This window comes from Niallia sp. NCCP-28, from assembly GCF_023168165.1.
GTDB lineage: Bacteria > Bacillota > Bacilli > Bacillales > Cytobacillaceae > Niallia.
This window is the reverse complement of record NZ_BQYJ01000001.1, coordinates 32255-49070: the sequence shown is the minus strand read 5'-3', so window position 1 is coordinate 49070 and position 16816 is coordinate 32255. Positions and strand designations below refer to the sequence as shown.

The 16816-nt window shown below is 35.2% G+C and carries 16 protein-coding genes; 8 read left to right on the top strand and 8 right to left on the bottom strand.

The window, feature by feature from the left end; genetic code table 11:
• Positions 1 to 8: 8 nt before the first annotated feature.
• The 5 genes from NCCP28_RS00245 to NCCP28_RS00225 all read right to left on the bottom strand — a co-directional run bounded on the left by NCCP28_RS00245 (position 9) and on the right by NCCP28_RS00225 (position 5828).
• On the bottom strand, positions 9 to 1007 hold the full coding sequence (locus NCCP28_RS00245; RefSeq protein ID WP_248559422.1) for a permease: 999 nt from the start codon (positions 1005 to 1007) through the stop codon (positions 9 to 11).
• Positions 1008 to 1599: 592 nt separating this feature from the next.
• Positions 1600 to 2697, bottom strand: coding sequence for a Gfo/Idh/MocA family protein (locus NCCP28_RS00240; protein WP_248559421.1), 1098 nt, complete (start codon positions 2695 to 2697; stop codon positions 1600 to 1602).
• Between the two features lie 23 nt (positions 2698 to 2720).
• Positions 2721 to 3455, bottom strand: coding sequence for a ThuA domain-containing protein (locus tag NCCP28_RS00235; protein WP_248559420.1), 735 nt, complete (start codon positions 3453 to 3455; stop codon positions 2721 to 2723).
• A 54-nt stretch (positions 3456 to 3509) separates the two neighbouring features.
• Positions 3510 to 4670 (bottom strand): Gfo/Idh/MocA family protein, encoded by a 1161-nt coding sequence (locus NCCP28_RS00230; RefSeq protein WP_248559419.1) that lies wholly within the window; start codon positions 4668 to 4670, stop codon positions 3510 to 3512.
• 111 nt (positions 4671 to 4781) lie between these two features.
• Positions 4782 to 5828: a LacI family DNA-binding transcriptional regulator gene (locus NCCP28_RS00225; protein ID WP_309296609.1), complete on the bottom strand. Its 1047-nt coding sequence runs from the start codon at positions 5826 to 5828 to the stop codon at positions 4782 to 4784.
• Positions 5829 to 6265: 437 nt separating this feature from the next.
• On the opposite strand from NCCP28_RS00225, the gene NCCP28_RS00220 reads away from it, so the two are divergent.
• The 8 genes from NCCP28_RS00220 to NCCP28_RS00185 all read left to right on the top strand — a co-directional run bounded on the left by NCCP28_RS00220 (position 6266) and on the right by NCCP28_RS00185 (position 15322).
• Positions 6266 to 7354, top strand: a complete 1089-nt coding sequence (locus tag NCCP28_RS00220; protein ID WP_248559418.1) for a CdaR family transcriptional regulator — start codon at positions 6266 to 6268, stop codon at positions 7352 to 7354.
• Between the two features lie 364 nt (positions 7355 to 7718).
• On the top strand, positions 7719 to 9026 hold the full coding sequence (locus NCCP28_RS00215) for an extracellular solute-binding protein (protein ID WP_248559417.1): 1308 nt from the start codon (positions 7719 to 7721) through the stop codon (positions 9024 to 9026).
• A gap of 68 nt (positions 9027 to 9094) precedes the next feature.
• Entirely contained in the window at positions 9095 to 10048 is a 954-nt protein-coding gene (locus NCCP28_RS00210) for a carbohydrate ABC transporter permease (RefSeq protein WP_248559416.1), read from the top strand.
• Positions 10049 to 10876 carry a carbohydrate ABC transporter permease gene (locus NCCP28_RS00205; protein ID WP_248559415.1) on the top strand — a complete coding sequence of 276 codons (828 nt, stop codon included), beginning with the start codon at positions 10049 to 10051 and terminating at the stop codon, positions 10874 to 10876.
• A 279-nt stretch (positions 10877 to 11155) separates the two neighbouring features.
• Positions 11156 to 11437, top strand: coding sequence for a hypothetical protein (locus tag NCCP28_RS00200; protein ID WP_248559414.1), 282 nt, complete (start codon positions 11156 to 11158; stop codon positions 11435 to 11437).
• A 284-nt stretch (positions 11438 to 11721) separates the two neighbouring features.
• Positions 11722 to 12282, top strand: coding sequence for a DUF1697 domain-containing protein (locus tag NCCP28_RS00195; protein ID WP_248559413.1), 561 nt, complete (start codon positions 11722 to 11724; stop codon positions 12280 to 12282).
• Positions 12283 to 12747: 465 nt separating this feature from the next.
• Positions 12748 to 13755: a metal ABC transporter substrate-binding protein gene (locus tag NCCP28_RS00190; protein ID WP_248559412.1), complete on the top strand. Its 1008-nt coding sequence runs from the start codon at positions 12748 to 12750 to the stop codon at positions 13753 to 13755.
• A 313-nt stretch (positions 13756 to 14068) separates the two neighbouring features.
• Positions 14069 to 15322 carry a DUF445 domain-containing protein gene (locus NCCP28_RS00185; RefSeq protein WP_248559411.1) on the top strand — a complete coding sequence of 418 codons (1254 nt, stop codon included), beginning with the start codon at positions 14069 to 14071 and terminating at the stop codon, positions 15320 to 15322.
• Between the two features lie 172 nt (positions 15323 to 15494).
• Here NCCP28_RS00185 and NCCP28_RS23955 read toward each other — a convergent pair whose 3' ends face one another.
• The 3 genes from NCCP28_RS23955 to NCCP28_RS00180 form a co-directional block, all read right to left on the bottom strand.
• Complete coding sequence (locus NCCP28_RS23955; protein ID WP_483870133.1) at positions 15495 to 15608, bottom strand: CysS/YqeB C-terminal domain-containing protein; 114 nt, start codon at positions 15606 to 15608, stop codon at positions 15495 to 15497.
• Positions 15609 to 15839: 231 nt separating this feature from the next.
• Positions 15840 to 15986 (bottom strand): YqeB family protein, encoded by a 147-nt coding sequence (locus NCCP28_RS23950; RefSeq protein WP_483870136.1) that lies wholly within the window; start codon positions 15984 to 15986, stop codon positions 15840 to 15842.
• Positions 15987 to 16117: 131 nt separating this feature from the next.
• Complete coding sequence (locus NCCP28_RS00180) at positions 16118 to 16726, bottom strand: TetR/AcrR family transcriptional regulator (protein ID WP_248559410.1); 609 nt, start codon at positions 16724 to 16726, stop codon at positions 16118 to 16120.
• Between the last annotated feature and the right edge of the window lie 90 nt (positions 16727 to 16816).

Genomic DNA, 16816 nt, shown 5'->3' with positions numbered 1-16816 from the left:
TTTCCTCCTTATATAAAAATTTGCGATAGCATGATGACAATAAAAACGGTTGATGCAATAAGACCTAACAATCCTATTACAAACTTAAACCGAAAAACTCCGAGCATCATGAGTGTATTTTTTAAATCCATCATCGGCCCAAAAATTAAAAAACCTAGAATAGACGTAATGGGAAAAATATTGCTGAAGGAAGCACCAATAAAGGCATCCGCTTCCGAGCATAATGATAATACATAAGCTAGTCCCATCATTACAAGCAAAGAGGATATAAACCCGCTTCCTGCCGCCAATAATGCTTTTGCAGGTAAAAAGGTCTGAACAGAAGCAGCTAAAAATGCGCCGATTATTAGAAATTTCACCATATCAAAAAACTCATCAATTGAATGAATAAGCATGTTCCACAGCCGTTTCAAAAAAGGCTCTTTTATAGTATGGCTAGGAGAGTGGGGGAAGCTAGCAGGAGCCTTTAGTTGGTTTCCTTTATAAATCCAACTAACAAGAAAAGCAACTACTAAAGAAACAAGAAAACCTAATCCCATTCGCAGTCCAGCAATCTTGAAACTATTTCCAAATGCCATGTATGTAGATAAAGTGACAATGGGATTAATAAGTGGTCCAGTTAGCATAAATCCCATCGCTGCATGAATTGGTACGCCTTTTTTAACTAGCCGACGCACAATGGAGACTATTCCGCATTCACATGCTGGAAACAGAGCTCCTATTATACAACTCATTATAACTGCAATAAATTTATTTTTAGGTATCCATTTTTGTATATGTTCCTCTGTTACAAAAATCTGGATAAAACCAGCTATAAGCACTCCAACTAACACGAAAGGAAGTGCCTCTATTAAAATACTAAGAAATATTGTATTTAAAGTGAGAAGTGATGGCGGAAAGTCCAGCGATACTGTATTGCTTGGGCTAAAAGACAGAAATAGGAGAAAAAAACTAATCATTAACAAAATAATGATGTAGAATATATTCCTCCTTAGCATATAAATCATAAATACCTCCTAATTGAATCTATGTTGGATTATAAGAAACATAATTAGTTAACCTTTAACATTCTAGAATAGAAGAATGTTGATGTAAAGAAAAGAAACAATACATTAGTCTTACATTTTGATGACAATAAAGGTGATGTTAGAAGATAGAAAAGTAGAATAATTGGATTTGAATAGGAGGGGAAGGAATATTGATGAAATGCTTAGAGTGGATGGATATATTGTCTGGGAGAATAAAGCAGACCATTTACCAATATGAATAATTAATATAACCGGCTAGACTCATTATTGAACTGCGTAGAATTAGAAATCAAAAGAATCCCCTTCTCCTAAAAAATAGATTCATTAAAACAGATAGATTCTCTTATGTAAAAAGCATTGCTGAACAAGGAAGCTTATGAAAGATGTTAGTTGTTCGTTAGCGTGCTACTAAACAAGCAGATAAATTGGTATTTAAAAAAATTGTCCATGCTAAACTTGCTAAGCAGGGAAAATTCAAATTCCGCAATAAGAAAAAAGCGTTTGGAAGTTTAAGTTCTCCAAACGCCTTTTTTTATGATATTGCTCCGTTCTTTAAAGCAGCGACAAACTATTAGCTATTTGCTTGTTGTTCGATATTTAGTGGTTTAGGGCGTTCACATGTGCTTTCCATTTGATAATAGGTTCCATTGATGGAGGAGTCATGGAAACCGTGCATTGCCTCTAAAACATGATAGGCAAGTTCTCCATTGGCGCGATGTTTTTCTCCAGTTAGGATAGACTGCGCCATATCGGAAACGCCTAGCCCACGGCTGTTTTCTGAATGGCTAAAGGCTAACGGAACGTCTGCAAATTCTTTTTCATTCATTTTTCGTATCCGAACAGGTCCGCCAAAAGTGTTTGGATCGGGAACTAGAAGTGTCCCTTTGCTTCCGTAAATTTCAATGGGAGGAAGGGAGGTTCCGCCAAATGCATCAAAGCTTGTTGTAATGGTTGCTATTGCGCCACTTGCGAAATCAATGGTGCCTGAAATATGGGTGGGTGTAGAAACATCAATTTTTGTGCCTGCTTTTGGTTCGCTTAGCACAATTCTTTCTGGATAGCTGATGCGGGTAGATCCAGCTAATCGTTTTATTGGCCCTAATAATGACACCAATGCGGTTAAATAGTATGGCCCCATATCAAACATTGGTCCTCCGCCTTCTGCATAATAGAAGGCTGGGTCTGGGTGCCAGTGTTCGTGGCCGCGGTTGATCATAAAAGCGGAAGCTCCGATCGGAACGCCAATTTCTCCTTTTTCAATCAGTTGGATAGCTGTTTGAATGCCAGCGCCTAAAAATGTGTCGGGAGCGCTGCCAACAAGGAGATTATGCTTTTTGGCTGTAGCGATAATTTGTTTTCCTTCTTCTCTTGTTACAGCAAGAGGTTTTTCTGTATAAACATGTTTTCCTGCTTCAAGCGCCTGAATGCACACTGCCGCATGAGCTTTTGGAATGGTTAAATTGATGACCAATTGTATATCAGAATCATAAAGCAGTTCATCAACTGTACAAGCTTTAGGAATATTATACTTTTGCGCTTGAGCTTGTGCCCGCTCTACATCAAGGTCTGCACAAGCGACAAGTTCAAGATTATCGAACTTTGGACAATTTTGCATATAAATAGAACTAATAAATCCACATCCAATGATTCCAACTTTAAGCTTTTCCATTATAGAACCCTCCATTTAATCGATTATTGGCTATCTCCCATACCGGTATAAAAACGTGCATTTTTATAGTTGGATAAAGGGGAAAGTGTTGCTCGTTGTTTTCCTTCCGCTGCCCATAAAAATCCTCGGCGCATAATAAGAGAAACCTCTGGCATTGCCACAATATCAGCTTGGTGCCCTAATGAATTATAGAAAACATTTCCTTGCCCCCAGCGTTTGGTCCAGACAACAGGCATATCAACTGCTTTGTTTGCTGTATGGGGACCATCAACTACTGGAAATCTTGTTGTTGCCAGAACTTCAATCGCTGGATCAAAATGAAGATAATATTGTTCGCTTGTTACTTTAAAATCAGTGAAACCTTCTAATAAGGGACTAGAAGAATGTTTAATGTTCACCATATATTCCACTCCATCATTTCCAGGATGTGCTACCCAGTTTCCTCCTGTGATAAATTGCCAGTCCACATTATTTCGGAAAGAATCACACATGCCTCCATGACATCCAGCTAAACCGACACCATTTATTACAGCTTCAGAAATATTTAGGATATATTTTTTTTCAATTTCTCCCATTGTCCAATGCGGAACAATTAAATCTAATGTCTTTAATTTCTCTGGATCAGCATAGGAATCTAATGAATTGGATACCTCGACTTGAAAGTTTTCCTCCTCCAAAATTCCTTTGAAAATTTCTGCAACTTGCTCTGGCTGGTGGCCATCCCAGCCGCCCCAAACAATCAACGCATTTTTTTTCATTTGTACAACACTCCTTATCAGAATTTAGTCAATAATGGAAGAATCCTTTTCATTTCAGATATCAGAAATAGTAATCCATTGCCTTTTTTTAATTGATAAATCAACCGCTTCCAAAACTTGTTGGCATTTGACCCCATCCCGGAAATTTGGAATAGGCTGTCTATCTTCACGGAAAGCTTCCATAAGCTCTACCATTTCATGAATGAATGTATGTTCATATCCGATTGTGTGCCCTGGTGGCCACCAGTTTTCCGCATAGGCATGGGCAGGGTCTGTTGCTAATACACGACGAAATCCTTGGACATCATCTCTATCATCAGTAAAATATACTTGCAGTTCATTCATACGTTCAAAGTCAAAAATTACGCTGCCTTTACTGCCATTGATTTCAAAGGAATTTGTGCAGCGATGGCCAGAAGCAAAACGAGTAGCTTCAAAACTGCCTAGCGCACCATTTGCAAATTTTGCTAAAAATAGTGTCGCATCATCAACGGTAACTTTGCCTTTTTCCCCTGATAAACTGCCAGTTGCAGATAAGCCTGTCATATTAGTGGAAATGGGTCTTTCTTTTATAAATGTCTCGTTTAATCCAATTGCTTCGGTCATGTCCCCAATTAGATAGTGGGCTAAGTCAATAAGATGTGCACCTAAATCTCCGTGAGAGCCAGAACCGGCAATTTCTTTTTGAAGTCTCCAAGCTAGGGGGAAGTTTGGATCAACCAGCCAATCCTGTAAAAAACATGCACGAAAATGATAAATATCGCCCAATCTTCCTTCATCGAGAAGCTTTTTTGCCAGCATAACGGCAGGAGCAAAACGATAATTAAATCCAACCATATGCTTTACGCCAGCCTCTTCAACGGCATCTAGCATTTCTCTAGAATCTTTCAATGTAAGCGCTAACGGTTTTTCGCAAAAAATATGTTTTCCTGCTTGGGCTGCAGCAATGGCAATTTCTTTATGCACGTCACTTGGGGCATTAATATCAATCAAATCGATATCCTCTCTTTGAAGGAGGCTTCTCCAATCCGTTGTATATTCTTCCCAGCCGAATTGTTTTGCCGCCAAAGCGACATCATTATTATTGCGGCCACATATCATTTTCATTTCAGGATGAATAGTTTTTGGGAAAAATAAAGGAATGTCACGATATGCATGACTGTGTGCTTTTCCCATAAATTTATAGCCAATCATACCAACTTTAATAGTTTCCATCGATCGTCCTCATTTCTTTGTAAGTTTTATAGAAATGGATATTTCTTGTTTAAAAGGTTAAGAGCTGCAATTCTATGGGATAAGCCGCTTTTTTACAAAAATGATGGCGGCTTATAGTTTGAAGCGTTTGATTTTGTTTAATGAAGATGCTCGTTCAATTAAAGAAACTGGCAAGCATTCATGTATTTCTGTTTTGTCATCTGTTGAGGCTAATTGAAGAACTTTTTCCGCTGCTAATTGTCCCATTTCAAAAAGTGGAACATTAACAGTGCTGAGTGGAGGAGATGTCATAGTTGCAATATCTGAATCATCATAGCCAATTAAGGAGTAATCATAGCCAGCCAGATAACCTAGTGAACTTAGCCCTTGCATAAGACCAATTGCCATTCGGTCATTTGCAGTGAAAATTGCTTGGCAATCTTCTAGCAATGAGCCTATATACATGGCTGCTTGAAAGCCGCTTTTTCGGCTATAGTTGCCTTGGAACAGCAGTTTTTCATTTAATGGAATGCCTGCTTTGGCAATCGCTTTTTTATATCCTTTTAATCGTTCGATACTGTTGGAATATTCCATCGGTCCATTTAAAAAAATAATCTGTTTATGTCCTTTATTTAAAAGGGAAGATACAGCTTCAAAACTGCCATTTATATGATCTGCATCAATGGAATGAAAAGAATATCCAGAAAAAGATTGATTGACAAGGCAATATGGCAAATTTAATTCATGAAGCTTTTCTAATGCTGCCACTTCGCCGGGAATATTTTTAGAGCCAAGAATGATGCAGCCATCTACTCGCTGGGACAGAAACAGTCTCACATAATCTTTTGGCTGATTAGCTTGCTGAAATAATAGGAGCAAACCATATCCCAATTCTCCAAGTTTGGATCCAATTCCGCTTAATAGTTCTGAGAAATAATAGGTGGACATTAAATTAACTTTTGGCAAATAAGGAACTATCACGCCAATATTATTGCTTTTTCCTCGTGCAAAGCTTTGAGCTATAGCATTTGGATGGTAGTTAAGCTCTTTTGCCGCCTGTAAAACTTTGCGTTTGGTTGCCTCGCGCAAAGGGCCAGAATTATTAAACACGCGGGAAACAGTCGCTTCAGAAACTCCAGCTAATTTTGCTACTTCTTTTCTGCTAGCTATAATACTCACCTCCTTAACTAATTATGTACACGCGTTCATTTTCGCTTTTTTTTTGTGAATTGTCAATATTAAAGTGTGATTAATTATGATATTATGTTGTTAGTCCCATTTGTATACATACTTAATCTTCTTAATTATCAATCATCAGGCCATATTGGGTTTTTGATTTCCACCTTAAGAATTATAAAAGAGGACGATAAATCTTAAGATTAGAATCTTGTCTGTAAAAGCCTGATTGTTAGTTTCTCTTTATTTGGTAGCAAGACAACAGGGAATTGGCTAAACTCATTTAAGGGGTGCAAAATTTATTGATTGGTTAACAGCTGCAACATATTAGCACTATTATCACAAGAAAAAAGTTTGTAATTCTTAGTTGTTTTACAGTACAACTAGTGCCGGTAATCTTTCTAAACCTATCTATAAAGTATAGTTAAGGAGTGATTATATTGAATATTACTAGGGAAACAGCAAATCTTGTAGTCAAGGAAACAAGGAAGCATATTGAAAGAAATATTAATGTTTTCAACTTAAAAGGAATCATTATTAGTTCAAGTGATAAAAAACGAATTAATGCTTTTGATCCAGGTGCATTAGAAGCCATACAAGCCAAAAAACCAGTCGCTGTAACACGAAAAGAGATAAGCAAATGGAAGGGAGCTGAGCTTGGCCTTAATTTGCCGATTAAAATGCAAGAACAGGTTATCGGGGCAGTTGGAATATCAGGAACTCCTTCAAAAGTAGAGCAATTCGGTTCATTGGTTGTAGGGCTGGCAGAATTAATTATTAAACAAAATTCTTTATTGAAAAATATGCAATGGAAGCATCGGACGGCTGAATGTTTGCTTGAAGAATTAGTCAGCCCCAAAAAAAATATAGAATTTGCTAAAGTGAAACAAAAACTTTCTCTGTTAGGATATCAGGCTGAGCCTCCTTATTATCCAATAGTTTTTTCCGTTAAGAACAAAGTTCATCATGATCTTTTAAATTTTTCTTGCATTTATGAAAAAGCAGAAGCCTTTTTGCATCATCATTCCTGCATTTATGGTTTTATTGATGTGGAAACATTTATTATTATCATTTTTTCTCAATCCGTTATGAAAAAAGCTGAAATTTATTCCCAAGTAGAAACCTTTTTAGCAACACAATATAATCACGTCCAGAGTTCTTATGGGAATGAATTGGATAATTTGGAAGAAATGCCAGAAGCTTTAAATGATGCTCGTTCAGCATTAGAATTTGCAGCGGATCAAAGGGTGAAAATAAAAGATGTGGAAATACAGCTTGTATTAAATAGCATTAATAAACAAAAACGAGAGAAAATCAAAAAAAGAATTCAGCAGCATCTTTGTGATGAGCTGAAAGAAACGCTTCGAGTATTCTTCTTGAATAATCTTAATATTCAATCCACCTCAGAAGATTTATTTATCCATCGCAACACACTGCTTTATAGGCTAAAAAAAATTGAAAGCATAACTACCTATAATCCTAGGAAATTTAATGATGCTCTTATTCTGCAGCTATCTGAATGGTTATAGCGGCCAAATCTTTCTATTTGCTTTTGGCAAGAGATATCGATTATATACGAAAAAAAGTTATTTTTTAAAGGCTTTTTTGTATAGTTTAGCTATTTTTTAAAAACTATCTAACTTTTATAATAGACTTACGTTTCGAGAAATTGCATTATCAAGTAGCATATGAAAAAATCGCGGCATTTTATGAAAAGGCTTACAAGTTTGAAGGGTATTAGCTAGTTTTTAGGTTTACCAGGTAACATTTTAAGGGGGTGTTTAAGAGAGAGACAATCCCATCTTTAGAATATACAAAAATGTACGCGCGTTTATTTTGGCTGTAAGCCTATCATTTAGGTGGAAAAGAGAGAAAAGGGGAGATGAATTGGCTATGAGTAGGATGTTAACAAGAAAAACATGTTTTATCTTTATATTAATATTATTTCTTTTAGCAGGCTGTCAACCTGGTGCGCCAAATACTAAAACAAACAGCGAGGGCAGCTCGAATTCAGGAAGTGCTGATTCTAAAACGCTTACTATATGGCATGTTGAAACTGGAGCAGGAGAGGAATCAATAAAAAATGCAGCAAAGAGATTTGAAGAGAAACATCCTGGTGTTGCGGTTAAAGTTGTTCGACAAGAAAATGATCCATATAAAACAAAATTAAGTGTTGCGATGGGAGGGGGCAATCCACCAGATGTTTTCCACTCTTGGGGAGGCGGATGGCTAAAGAATTTTGTCGATGCTGGACAGGTTTATGATATTACTGGAGAGATAGATAAAGACAGCTATTTAGAAGCAGCGATTTCTCCTGCCACTTATGAGGAGAAAGTTTATGGGGTGCCAATTGGAATGGATATTGTCCCTGTATGGTACAATAAAGAAATTTTTGAAAAGTATGGGCTTAAAGAGCCGGAAACGTATGATGAATTAATAACAATTGTAAAAAAGTTAAAAGCAAATAATATTATTCCTTTCGCACTGGCAAATAAATCTAAGTGGCCAGGATCTTTTTATATGATGTATTTGGCAGAAAGAATTGGCGGTAAAGACTTGTTTAATGAAGCGTATGAACGCACAGGCAGAGGATTTGATGATGAAGCTTATGTGCAGGCAGCCGCAAAAATTCAAGAGTTAGTTAAAATGGGAGCATTCCCTGATGGAGTAAATGGCTTAAACTATGATACTGGCCAATCAAGACAATTGCTTTATTCAAATAAGGCTGCAATGGAAATTCAAGGAAGCTGGATTATTGGAAATATTAGAAACGAAATGCCTGAATTTGAAAAGAAACTAGGATTTTTCCTATTTCCAGCAGTTGAAGGAGGAAAAGGGTCTGCAAAAGATATCGTTGGTGGAGTAAGCCCTGTGTTTTCTGTAGCAGAAAAAAGCGTCAATAAAGATCTTGCTATTGAATTAGTAAAGGAACTAGGAAGCAAAGAAACAGCAGAAGAAATGGCCAATAAAAATGGCGGTATTTCTGCTGTAAGAGGTGTCAATTATGAAGATGAATATGTAAAGAAAATCAATGAGGTGCTAGAAAGCGCAGAATATATGCAAACCTATTATGATCAAACCCTTCCAACAGCAGTTGCAACAGAACATTTAGATACAACGCAAGGAATCTTTGGACTATCCATGACACCAGAAGATGCTGTTAAAAAGGTAGAGAAAAAAGCGGAAGAAATTATTAAATAGAACGGAATAATAGAAGGCTATATCATTCCGTTTTGATTTAGTCTTCTAAAAATAACTAGGGTGGTGGAATGTTGAAAAATAATATGGAATACTCATCTGTATCTACAATTCCTGCGGATTTAGCAATAAAGAAAAAAATGTCTCCGAAGCTGAAAAATATGCTTGTTATTGCAGGGTTTATTGCTCCAGCTTTATTGATATACGGGATTTTTGTTGTTTATTCTATTGGAATGACTTTTTACTACAGTCTTTTTAATTGGTCTGGAATCGATAATAGCTTTGAGTTTATTGGCATTCAGAATTATATCAATCTATTAAAAGATGGGGTGTTTTGGGAGGCCTTTGGAAATAATTCTCTATTAGTTGCATCTTCCTTATTTACTCAGCTTCCCCTTGGTTTAATAATGGCGCTTTTATTATTTAGTCCATTAAAGGGCATGCGGTTTTTTCGATCGATTTATTTCATGCCATTTTTAATGTCGACTGTTGCCATTGGGATATTGTTTACCTTTATGTATGATGGCAATTTTGGTATTGTAAATCAAATGCTTGGATGGGTTGGGTTGGAATCCTGGCAAAAAGGTTGGCTTGGCAATGAAAATACAGCGATTTGGGCAGTTATCGCAACTATTTGCTGGCAATTTGCGCCATTTTATATGATTTTATTTAGAGCGGCAATTGTTGGTATTCCAGAGGAGCTTTATGAGGCAGCAATGATTGATGGAGCAAATGCCAAACAGCGCTTTTTAAAATTAACTTTGCCATTATTAATGCCGACCATTGTTACATCGAGCATTTTATCCATCATTGGATCACTGAAGTATTTCGATTTGATTTATGTAATGACAGGTGGAGGACCTAATAATTCAACAGAATTGATGGCAACTTATATGTATGAAGAAACATTTACAAACTTTAATATGGGATATGGCAGCAGCATTTCATTCGCTATGTTTTTAATCGCATTAGTTATTACAGTTATCATTGTAACTTCTGAACAAAAAAGAAAAGGGGCGAACTAGATGAATATTATAAAAAAAATAAGCAATATGCCTCTATATGCTTTGGCTATTATCTTGTTGATTTTTACTGGATTGCCATATTTAATTATGATTAATTCATCTTTTAAAAGCCAACTAGAATTTATGACTTCTCCTTGGTCGTTCCCCAATGTGTTTACATTTGATAACTACAGCACAGTGCTTTCTTCCAGCTTTATTCGTTATTTCGGCAATAGTATAGTGGTTTCGGTCATTTCTGTTGTGATTGTGATTGTAATTTCTGCTATGGCCAGTTACCCTTTAGCGAGAATGAAATTTAAATTAAATCGTCCATTATTTATCCTTTTTATGGTGGGGATGATGATACCAATACATACAACATTAATCCCAATTTATTTGCTTACCATAAATATGGGGTTATATGATACCATTTGGGGGCTAATTGGTCCCTATGTAGCATTCTCCATCCCGATTTCTGTTGTTATTTTTACACAATTTTTGCAAGATCTTCCGAAAGAATTAGAGGAGTCTGCCAAAATTGATGGCTGTGGTCATTTTCGCTTATTTTGGAAAATTCTTTTTCCTCTTTTGACGCCGGCAGTAGCTACTGTAGCGATATACAATTTTATTCATATATGGAATGAATTTATTTTTGCACTAGTTTTGACGAATTCACCAGAAAGCGCTACATTGCCTCTTGGTTTAAGGGAGTTTTATGGAGAGTTTTCGGTGAATGTACCAGGCATTATGGCAGCATTAACATTAGGAAGCCTTCCTCTTTTATTAGTATATTTGGTTGCACAAGAGAAAATTGTAAAAGGAATTGCAGCAGGTTCTGTGAAGGGATAATTTCGCTTAACTGCTTGCTGATTTATTTAGTGTCCTGAACAAAAGAAATGCTCAAAAAGGCCTTCTTGTTCCTGAAGGCTTTTTTGAGTTATGGAAAAAGCAACAGAAAGGCAATATCTTCTTATTTGTATACGCATGATACTTATAACATCAGGTTTGCATTAGATTTTGCCATTTAGAAGAAACAATTATTAACGATTAAAATGAATAGATACATATATTAAAAGGGAAAGCGATCTGGTGCAATAGAAGAACTTGCTTGTTTTAGGGAGGAATAATGTGAAGACATATTTAGTAATCAGTCAAATTTTATATGCAGTTTGTCTTCTTCCATGGCTTGTGGTATTTGGCATGTCTTTTATGAGTTTTGATCAAGGTATTAGTTTTGCCAATAGTGCTTTTGTTATTGGCATTGGTGTTTATCCGCTGTTTGTCATTATTTGCTCCATATATGCATGGATTTATAGAAAACGAAAAAAGAAACTTGCCATTATTGTTAATTTCCTTCCAATGTTATGGATTATCGGTCTAGGAGTGCCTCTTTTTCTACTAAACATATAGCAACTAAAAACAGAGGGGCGATTATTATTTTAGTAGGTCTTCTAGCTGTACAAGTAATATATTTCCTTCTCATTCACTAGTGCTATTTGTAGAATTTGAAGAAAATCCTAATTGGATAGGCTAGGATATTAACAGAAAATAAAAGAATAAATAGAGAAAAAAGGGTTTCAGATTCAGCTGAAGCCTTTTTGCATGTTATGATAAAAATATAACTATTAATCGACTGGAACTCGTTACTGCTTGCATGGGTATCTTTGTTAAATAACAGAAAAAGGAGCAAAGTCATGACCATTTATATTGCTTTTATAAGAGGCATTAATGTTGGTGGGCATCATAAAATCAAAATGGCAGAATTGCGGGAAAGCCTCGTGAAAATAGGGCTATCAGATGTGAAAACATATATTCAAAGCGGCAATGTAGTATTCAAATCTATAGAAGAGAAAAAAATCCTGCAGAAAAGGATGGAGCAAAGCATAGAGACAGACTACGGATTTTTGTGCACGGTAGTATTAAGAACTGCTAATGAATTAGAAAAAATCATAAATCATTGTCCATTTCCAGAAAATTGGATTATAGCGGCAAAAGCAGCTTCAACAGCAGAAAGTCAGTATGTGGCACTTTGTACTGATATGTTATTGGAAGAAGATATAAAAAGATTAGATACATATAAAAATGACAGAGAAAAATACCATATTTCTGGACAAGATATCTATCTTTTGTTTTACGATAGTATTCGTAATTCGAAACTGGTGAATAGTTTATCAAAATTAAGTGTTTCGACAACAGTTCGCAACTGGAAAACGCTGAATAACCTGGTGGGTATGGCAAAAGAAATGCAAAGTTGAGTGTGATGCTATCATGGATGGCTTAACCTCATTTTATAAGAGGAAAACACTTCTCTAATCATCCAGAGAACTGCTTGATGGTTGGAGAAGAATAATAGCAAAATAAAGCTTGCAAATGTGGGAAACTCTTATTAAAATAAAAAATAGCATTAAGCAAATCGTAATAATTTCGTTTTGGTTAATTCTATTGATAGAAAGGAGAATGACGGAAGTGAAAATAAAAGCTAGCATTTTATTAGCAGGTACTTAAAAACCGGATTATAAAATAAAATTTCAATGATTAAATCGTAATTGTTTCGTATTGGGAAAATAACAAAATTATAAGCAGATAATAAAAGTAATTCATTATCCATTCTATAAGAAATTTGCCTACATATTAAGCGGTAAACATATCTTTTGTATAATAATAATTTGTAAAACGTAATTATTTTGCTTTATAAAAAATAGAAAGTGGTGTGGGGAAATATGAGAAAATCAAATCGTTTAAAAACATTATTAATAGGGACTGCTGCCCTTATTTTATTAGCAGGATGCGGCAATAAGGAAAGTGTCAGCAATTCAAATGAAAATAAGGAGAAAAGCAAAACAGAAAAAATAAAAGTTGTCACAACGTTTTATCCTATGTATGAATTTACAAAACAAATCGCAGGCGATGCGGCAGATGTTGAATTGCTTATTCCATCTACAATGGAACCACATGACTGGGAGCCGACGCCAAAGGATATGGGAAATATTCAAAATGCCAGTCTGTTTATTTATAACAGCGAATATATGGAAACATGGGCAGCGGATATAAAAAAGAGTATTGGAGACAGCAAGGTAAAGTTTATTGAAGCAAGCAAGGGCATAAGTTTAGCAGATGGGGAAGAAGAGGAACATGAACATGAAGAGGAACATGAACATGAAGAAGATGGCCATGAACATGAGGAAGAAAGCCATGAACATAGCCATGCAAAAGATCCCCATGTATGGCTAAGCCCAGCGTTGGCGCAAAAAGAAGTAGCAACTATTACAGATGCTTTAATAAGTGTGGACCCCGCTAATAAGAAAGCATATGAGCAAAATAGTGCCGCATATATCGAAGACCTAAAAGAATTAGATCATAACTATCGTACAGCATTACAAAATGTAGCGAAAAAAGAGCTGATCACTCAACATGCTGCCTTTCATTATTTGACTAATGAATATGGAATGGTGCAAGTTCCAATTGCAGGATTATCTCCAGATGAAGAACCGAGTGCTCAAAAATTAGCAGAATTAAAAAAGTTTGCAAAAGAACATGAGGTAAAAGTCATTTATTTTGAAGAGCTTGCTTCTCCTAAAATAGCAAAAACACTTGCTTCAGAAATTGGGGCAAAAACAGAAGTATTAAGCACATTAGAAGGATTAAGCGAAGAAGATCAGAAAAAAGGGCTAGATTATATTGGTGTTATGGAAAATAATTTGGAAAAGTTAGTGGAAAATCAAAAATAATTGGCTAGAAAACAGCAGAGGTCATACCCGAATGGATGTTAGACTCTGTTTCTATTATCAAAAGGCTGTTTTAATTGTTTGTCGGATAAGATAAAAAAATTTTTGAATGATGGTGGCTTAATTAGCGGCAATCTATATAAAAACAATCCAAAATATTTAATTTTGTGAAAATCGCTTCTTTCTTTTTTCATTTTTCCTTGTTCAACTGTTATAATAAAAAGAATGTAGCAGATCTAATTTCTCCAATGATTTCAACATAGTTGGTATAATTAGAGTATGTTAACTTTTTATCATGTTAAAATGAGGGAAAAAAATGTCGAAAAAAAAATCATCAAGAAAACTTGCTAGAATCTCACTGATTGTTATGTTGGTAGGTTTCCTTGGAACAATGCCTTTTCAAGATACTTTATGGATATTATTGCTGCATGGCGGATTTGAAGCAGGACTGATTGGAGGATTAGCAGACTGGTTTGCGGTAACGGCTTTATTCCGTCATCCACTGGGGCTTCCCATACCTCATACTGCTTTGCTTCCGAAAAATCGCAATCGTATGATCAATGGATTGATTTCTGTCTTAAAAAATGATTGGCTGTCCAAAGAAAGCATTCAAGATAAAGTCAAGCATGTTCCGTTTACGGAAAAAATCTATCAAACAGCGGCTGCCAAAATACAAACGGCAGTTTTTCAAAAATTGGCTGTTAGCTGGATGCAACAAATCATCCGCTATATGGACGTAGAGAAAATGACGCCATTTGTAAAAAAACAAATTATTGCAACTTTATCCAATGTAGATATGAAAAAAATTCTGCAAATGATCAGCAGCCAACTATTGACTGAAAAAGTGGATGAAAAGGCGCTGGATCATATTTTGGTGAAGGTGGAGCAATGGCTGAAAAAAGAAGATACTGTTCATAAACTTGGAAATGTATCCATGAATGTTTTAAACAATGTAAAAGCTGATGGAATGCTGCAATTTGCCATCAAATCCATTCAAAATTTGATGACAGAGGAAAAATTAGGGAAAATTATCCAGAATTTATTAATCAGTGCAGTAAAAAGTTTGCGTTATGAATATGAGCCGAATCGTGAAGCATTATTAACGTTTATCCGTAAAGAAATTGAAGGGTTAAATGAAAATGAAAAAGTGCTTTTAGGGATTGAAAAATGGAAAATTCGCCTTTTAGATAATTGGAAATCAGATGAAACCATTACAGAAACTCTTAAACAATTGCAGCTAAAAGCCCTTGATTTTGTAGAAGGGGAAAGATTTATGGAGGAGTATTTCCTACCGCTCGCAGCAAACCTTTTAGAGAAAATGAATGAAAATAAAATCGTCATTGATTTATGGATTCAAAAACAATTATCCATTCTTATTGAAAATAACCATGATAAAATTGGAGATCTTGTGAGAGACAATCTAAATAAATTAGATGATGAAACATTAACAGATATGATTGAAAATAATGTGGGCAAAGACTTGCAGTGGATTCGTGTAAATGGGGCAGTTTGCGGATTTATTATTGGGATATTGTTATCGGTTGTGCAGGTTGTGTTTGAGATTGTTTAATAAACTGGAAAAAAAGATGATTTCTGCATCGGCAGGAATCATCTTTTTTATTGAATTAGCCGAAGTGCTGCATTTTTTCGGATATGGATTTTATTTGCATAACAATCGCTGCAATTTTTGCTGATTTTGCTTCAGTTTTTTAAAAATAGCTATTTTTCGACAAAAATTGACTTTATTTATTAATGGTTCGCACATACTGTTGTCCATCTTGATCTCGCACAACAATACCTAATTCATTTAAATCTTCCCTGAGATATGTTGCTTCTTTTTTATTTTCTTCTCGCATAAAGAATATTTGTTATTTCTTTTGAGAAATCAGCATCATCCAAATCCCACTTTCGGTACTCATTTTCATAGGGGTTTTTCTCTTTCCAAGGATAGCCATGCATAATAAAGGCATCTTGTGCTTTGGAGCTTTTGATATCCGTTTTTTCATGATATAGCTTAAGCCAAGAACAATAAGAGATTTATTTTCTAAAAAAATCGCAGAAATCTCCTGCTTGCTAATTTTTGTTTTTTAATCATTTATTTTAAGCAAAAGCTCTGCATCGGTAATTTTTACATTTAATGTTTCACTGAATACTATCCCCGTAAAAAGTAATTCAATGATAATTCCAAGCGCCATTGCTATAACAGATACCCAGAAATTATTAGAATGGGCTATATAAATCAGCTATATTAGGAATAAATCACCCGAGAAGGGAGCCAATTAGCATCGGCAAAATAAAAAATGCCGTCTTTTCTATTTTAGTTAAGCCTAAGATGGTTTCTCTATTCATTTTTTCCTCCAAATTGTCATTGCACCAACTTCAAAATTAAGCGGTTTAGTTCATGAAAATAGGATTCGAATTCTATTTCTTCATTAATAGAAGAAAACATTCTCTCTGAAATTGCTCCAATGATCATTTGCTTCACAAGGCCATTGTCAAATTCTCCAAATTCTTTTGTTTGTTTCCCCTGATTTAATATGCTTTCAAGCAATTCTTGAATAGGATCGCCTTCCTCCTCATCCTGCAATTGATAATAAGGAATATGATCTTCTGTTCTCGCATTAAAAATAATCTCAATTAGGGCAATATTATTAGCTTTTTGTGTTTCTTGATAAACTAAACTGGATTCGATAAAGGCAGCTAATTTATCTTTTGCTGTTTCTTTTTGCTCAACTTTAGAACGGATAAAAGCAAAATGAGTAATCAGCAAATATTCAAGGGTGCTATTCATTAAATCTAATTTGTTGGCGAAATGATAAGAAATAAGCCCAGTGCTGATTTTTGCCTTTTTGGCTATTTTTGCAAGACTTGCACTAACAAATCCAATTTCTTCTAGCGTATCGATGGCTGCTTTAATAATTTGTTCTCGTCTTGCTTCTGCAATAAAGGATTGTTTGCTTTCGTTGTTTTCCATACTATACTCCTTTGGTTGATTGATTATATTTTAATTTGATCGATTAATCAAATTTTAAACTATCCTTGTATTTTAGTCAATCAGTATTGT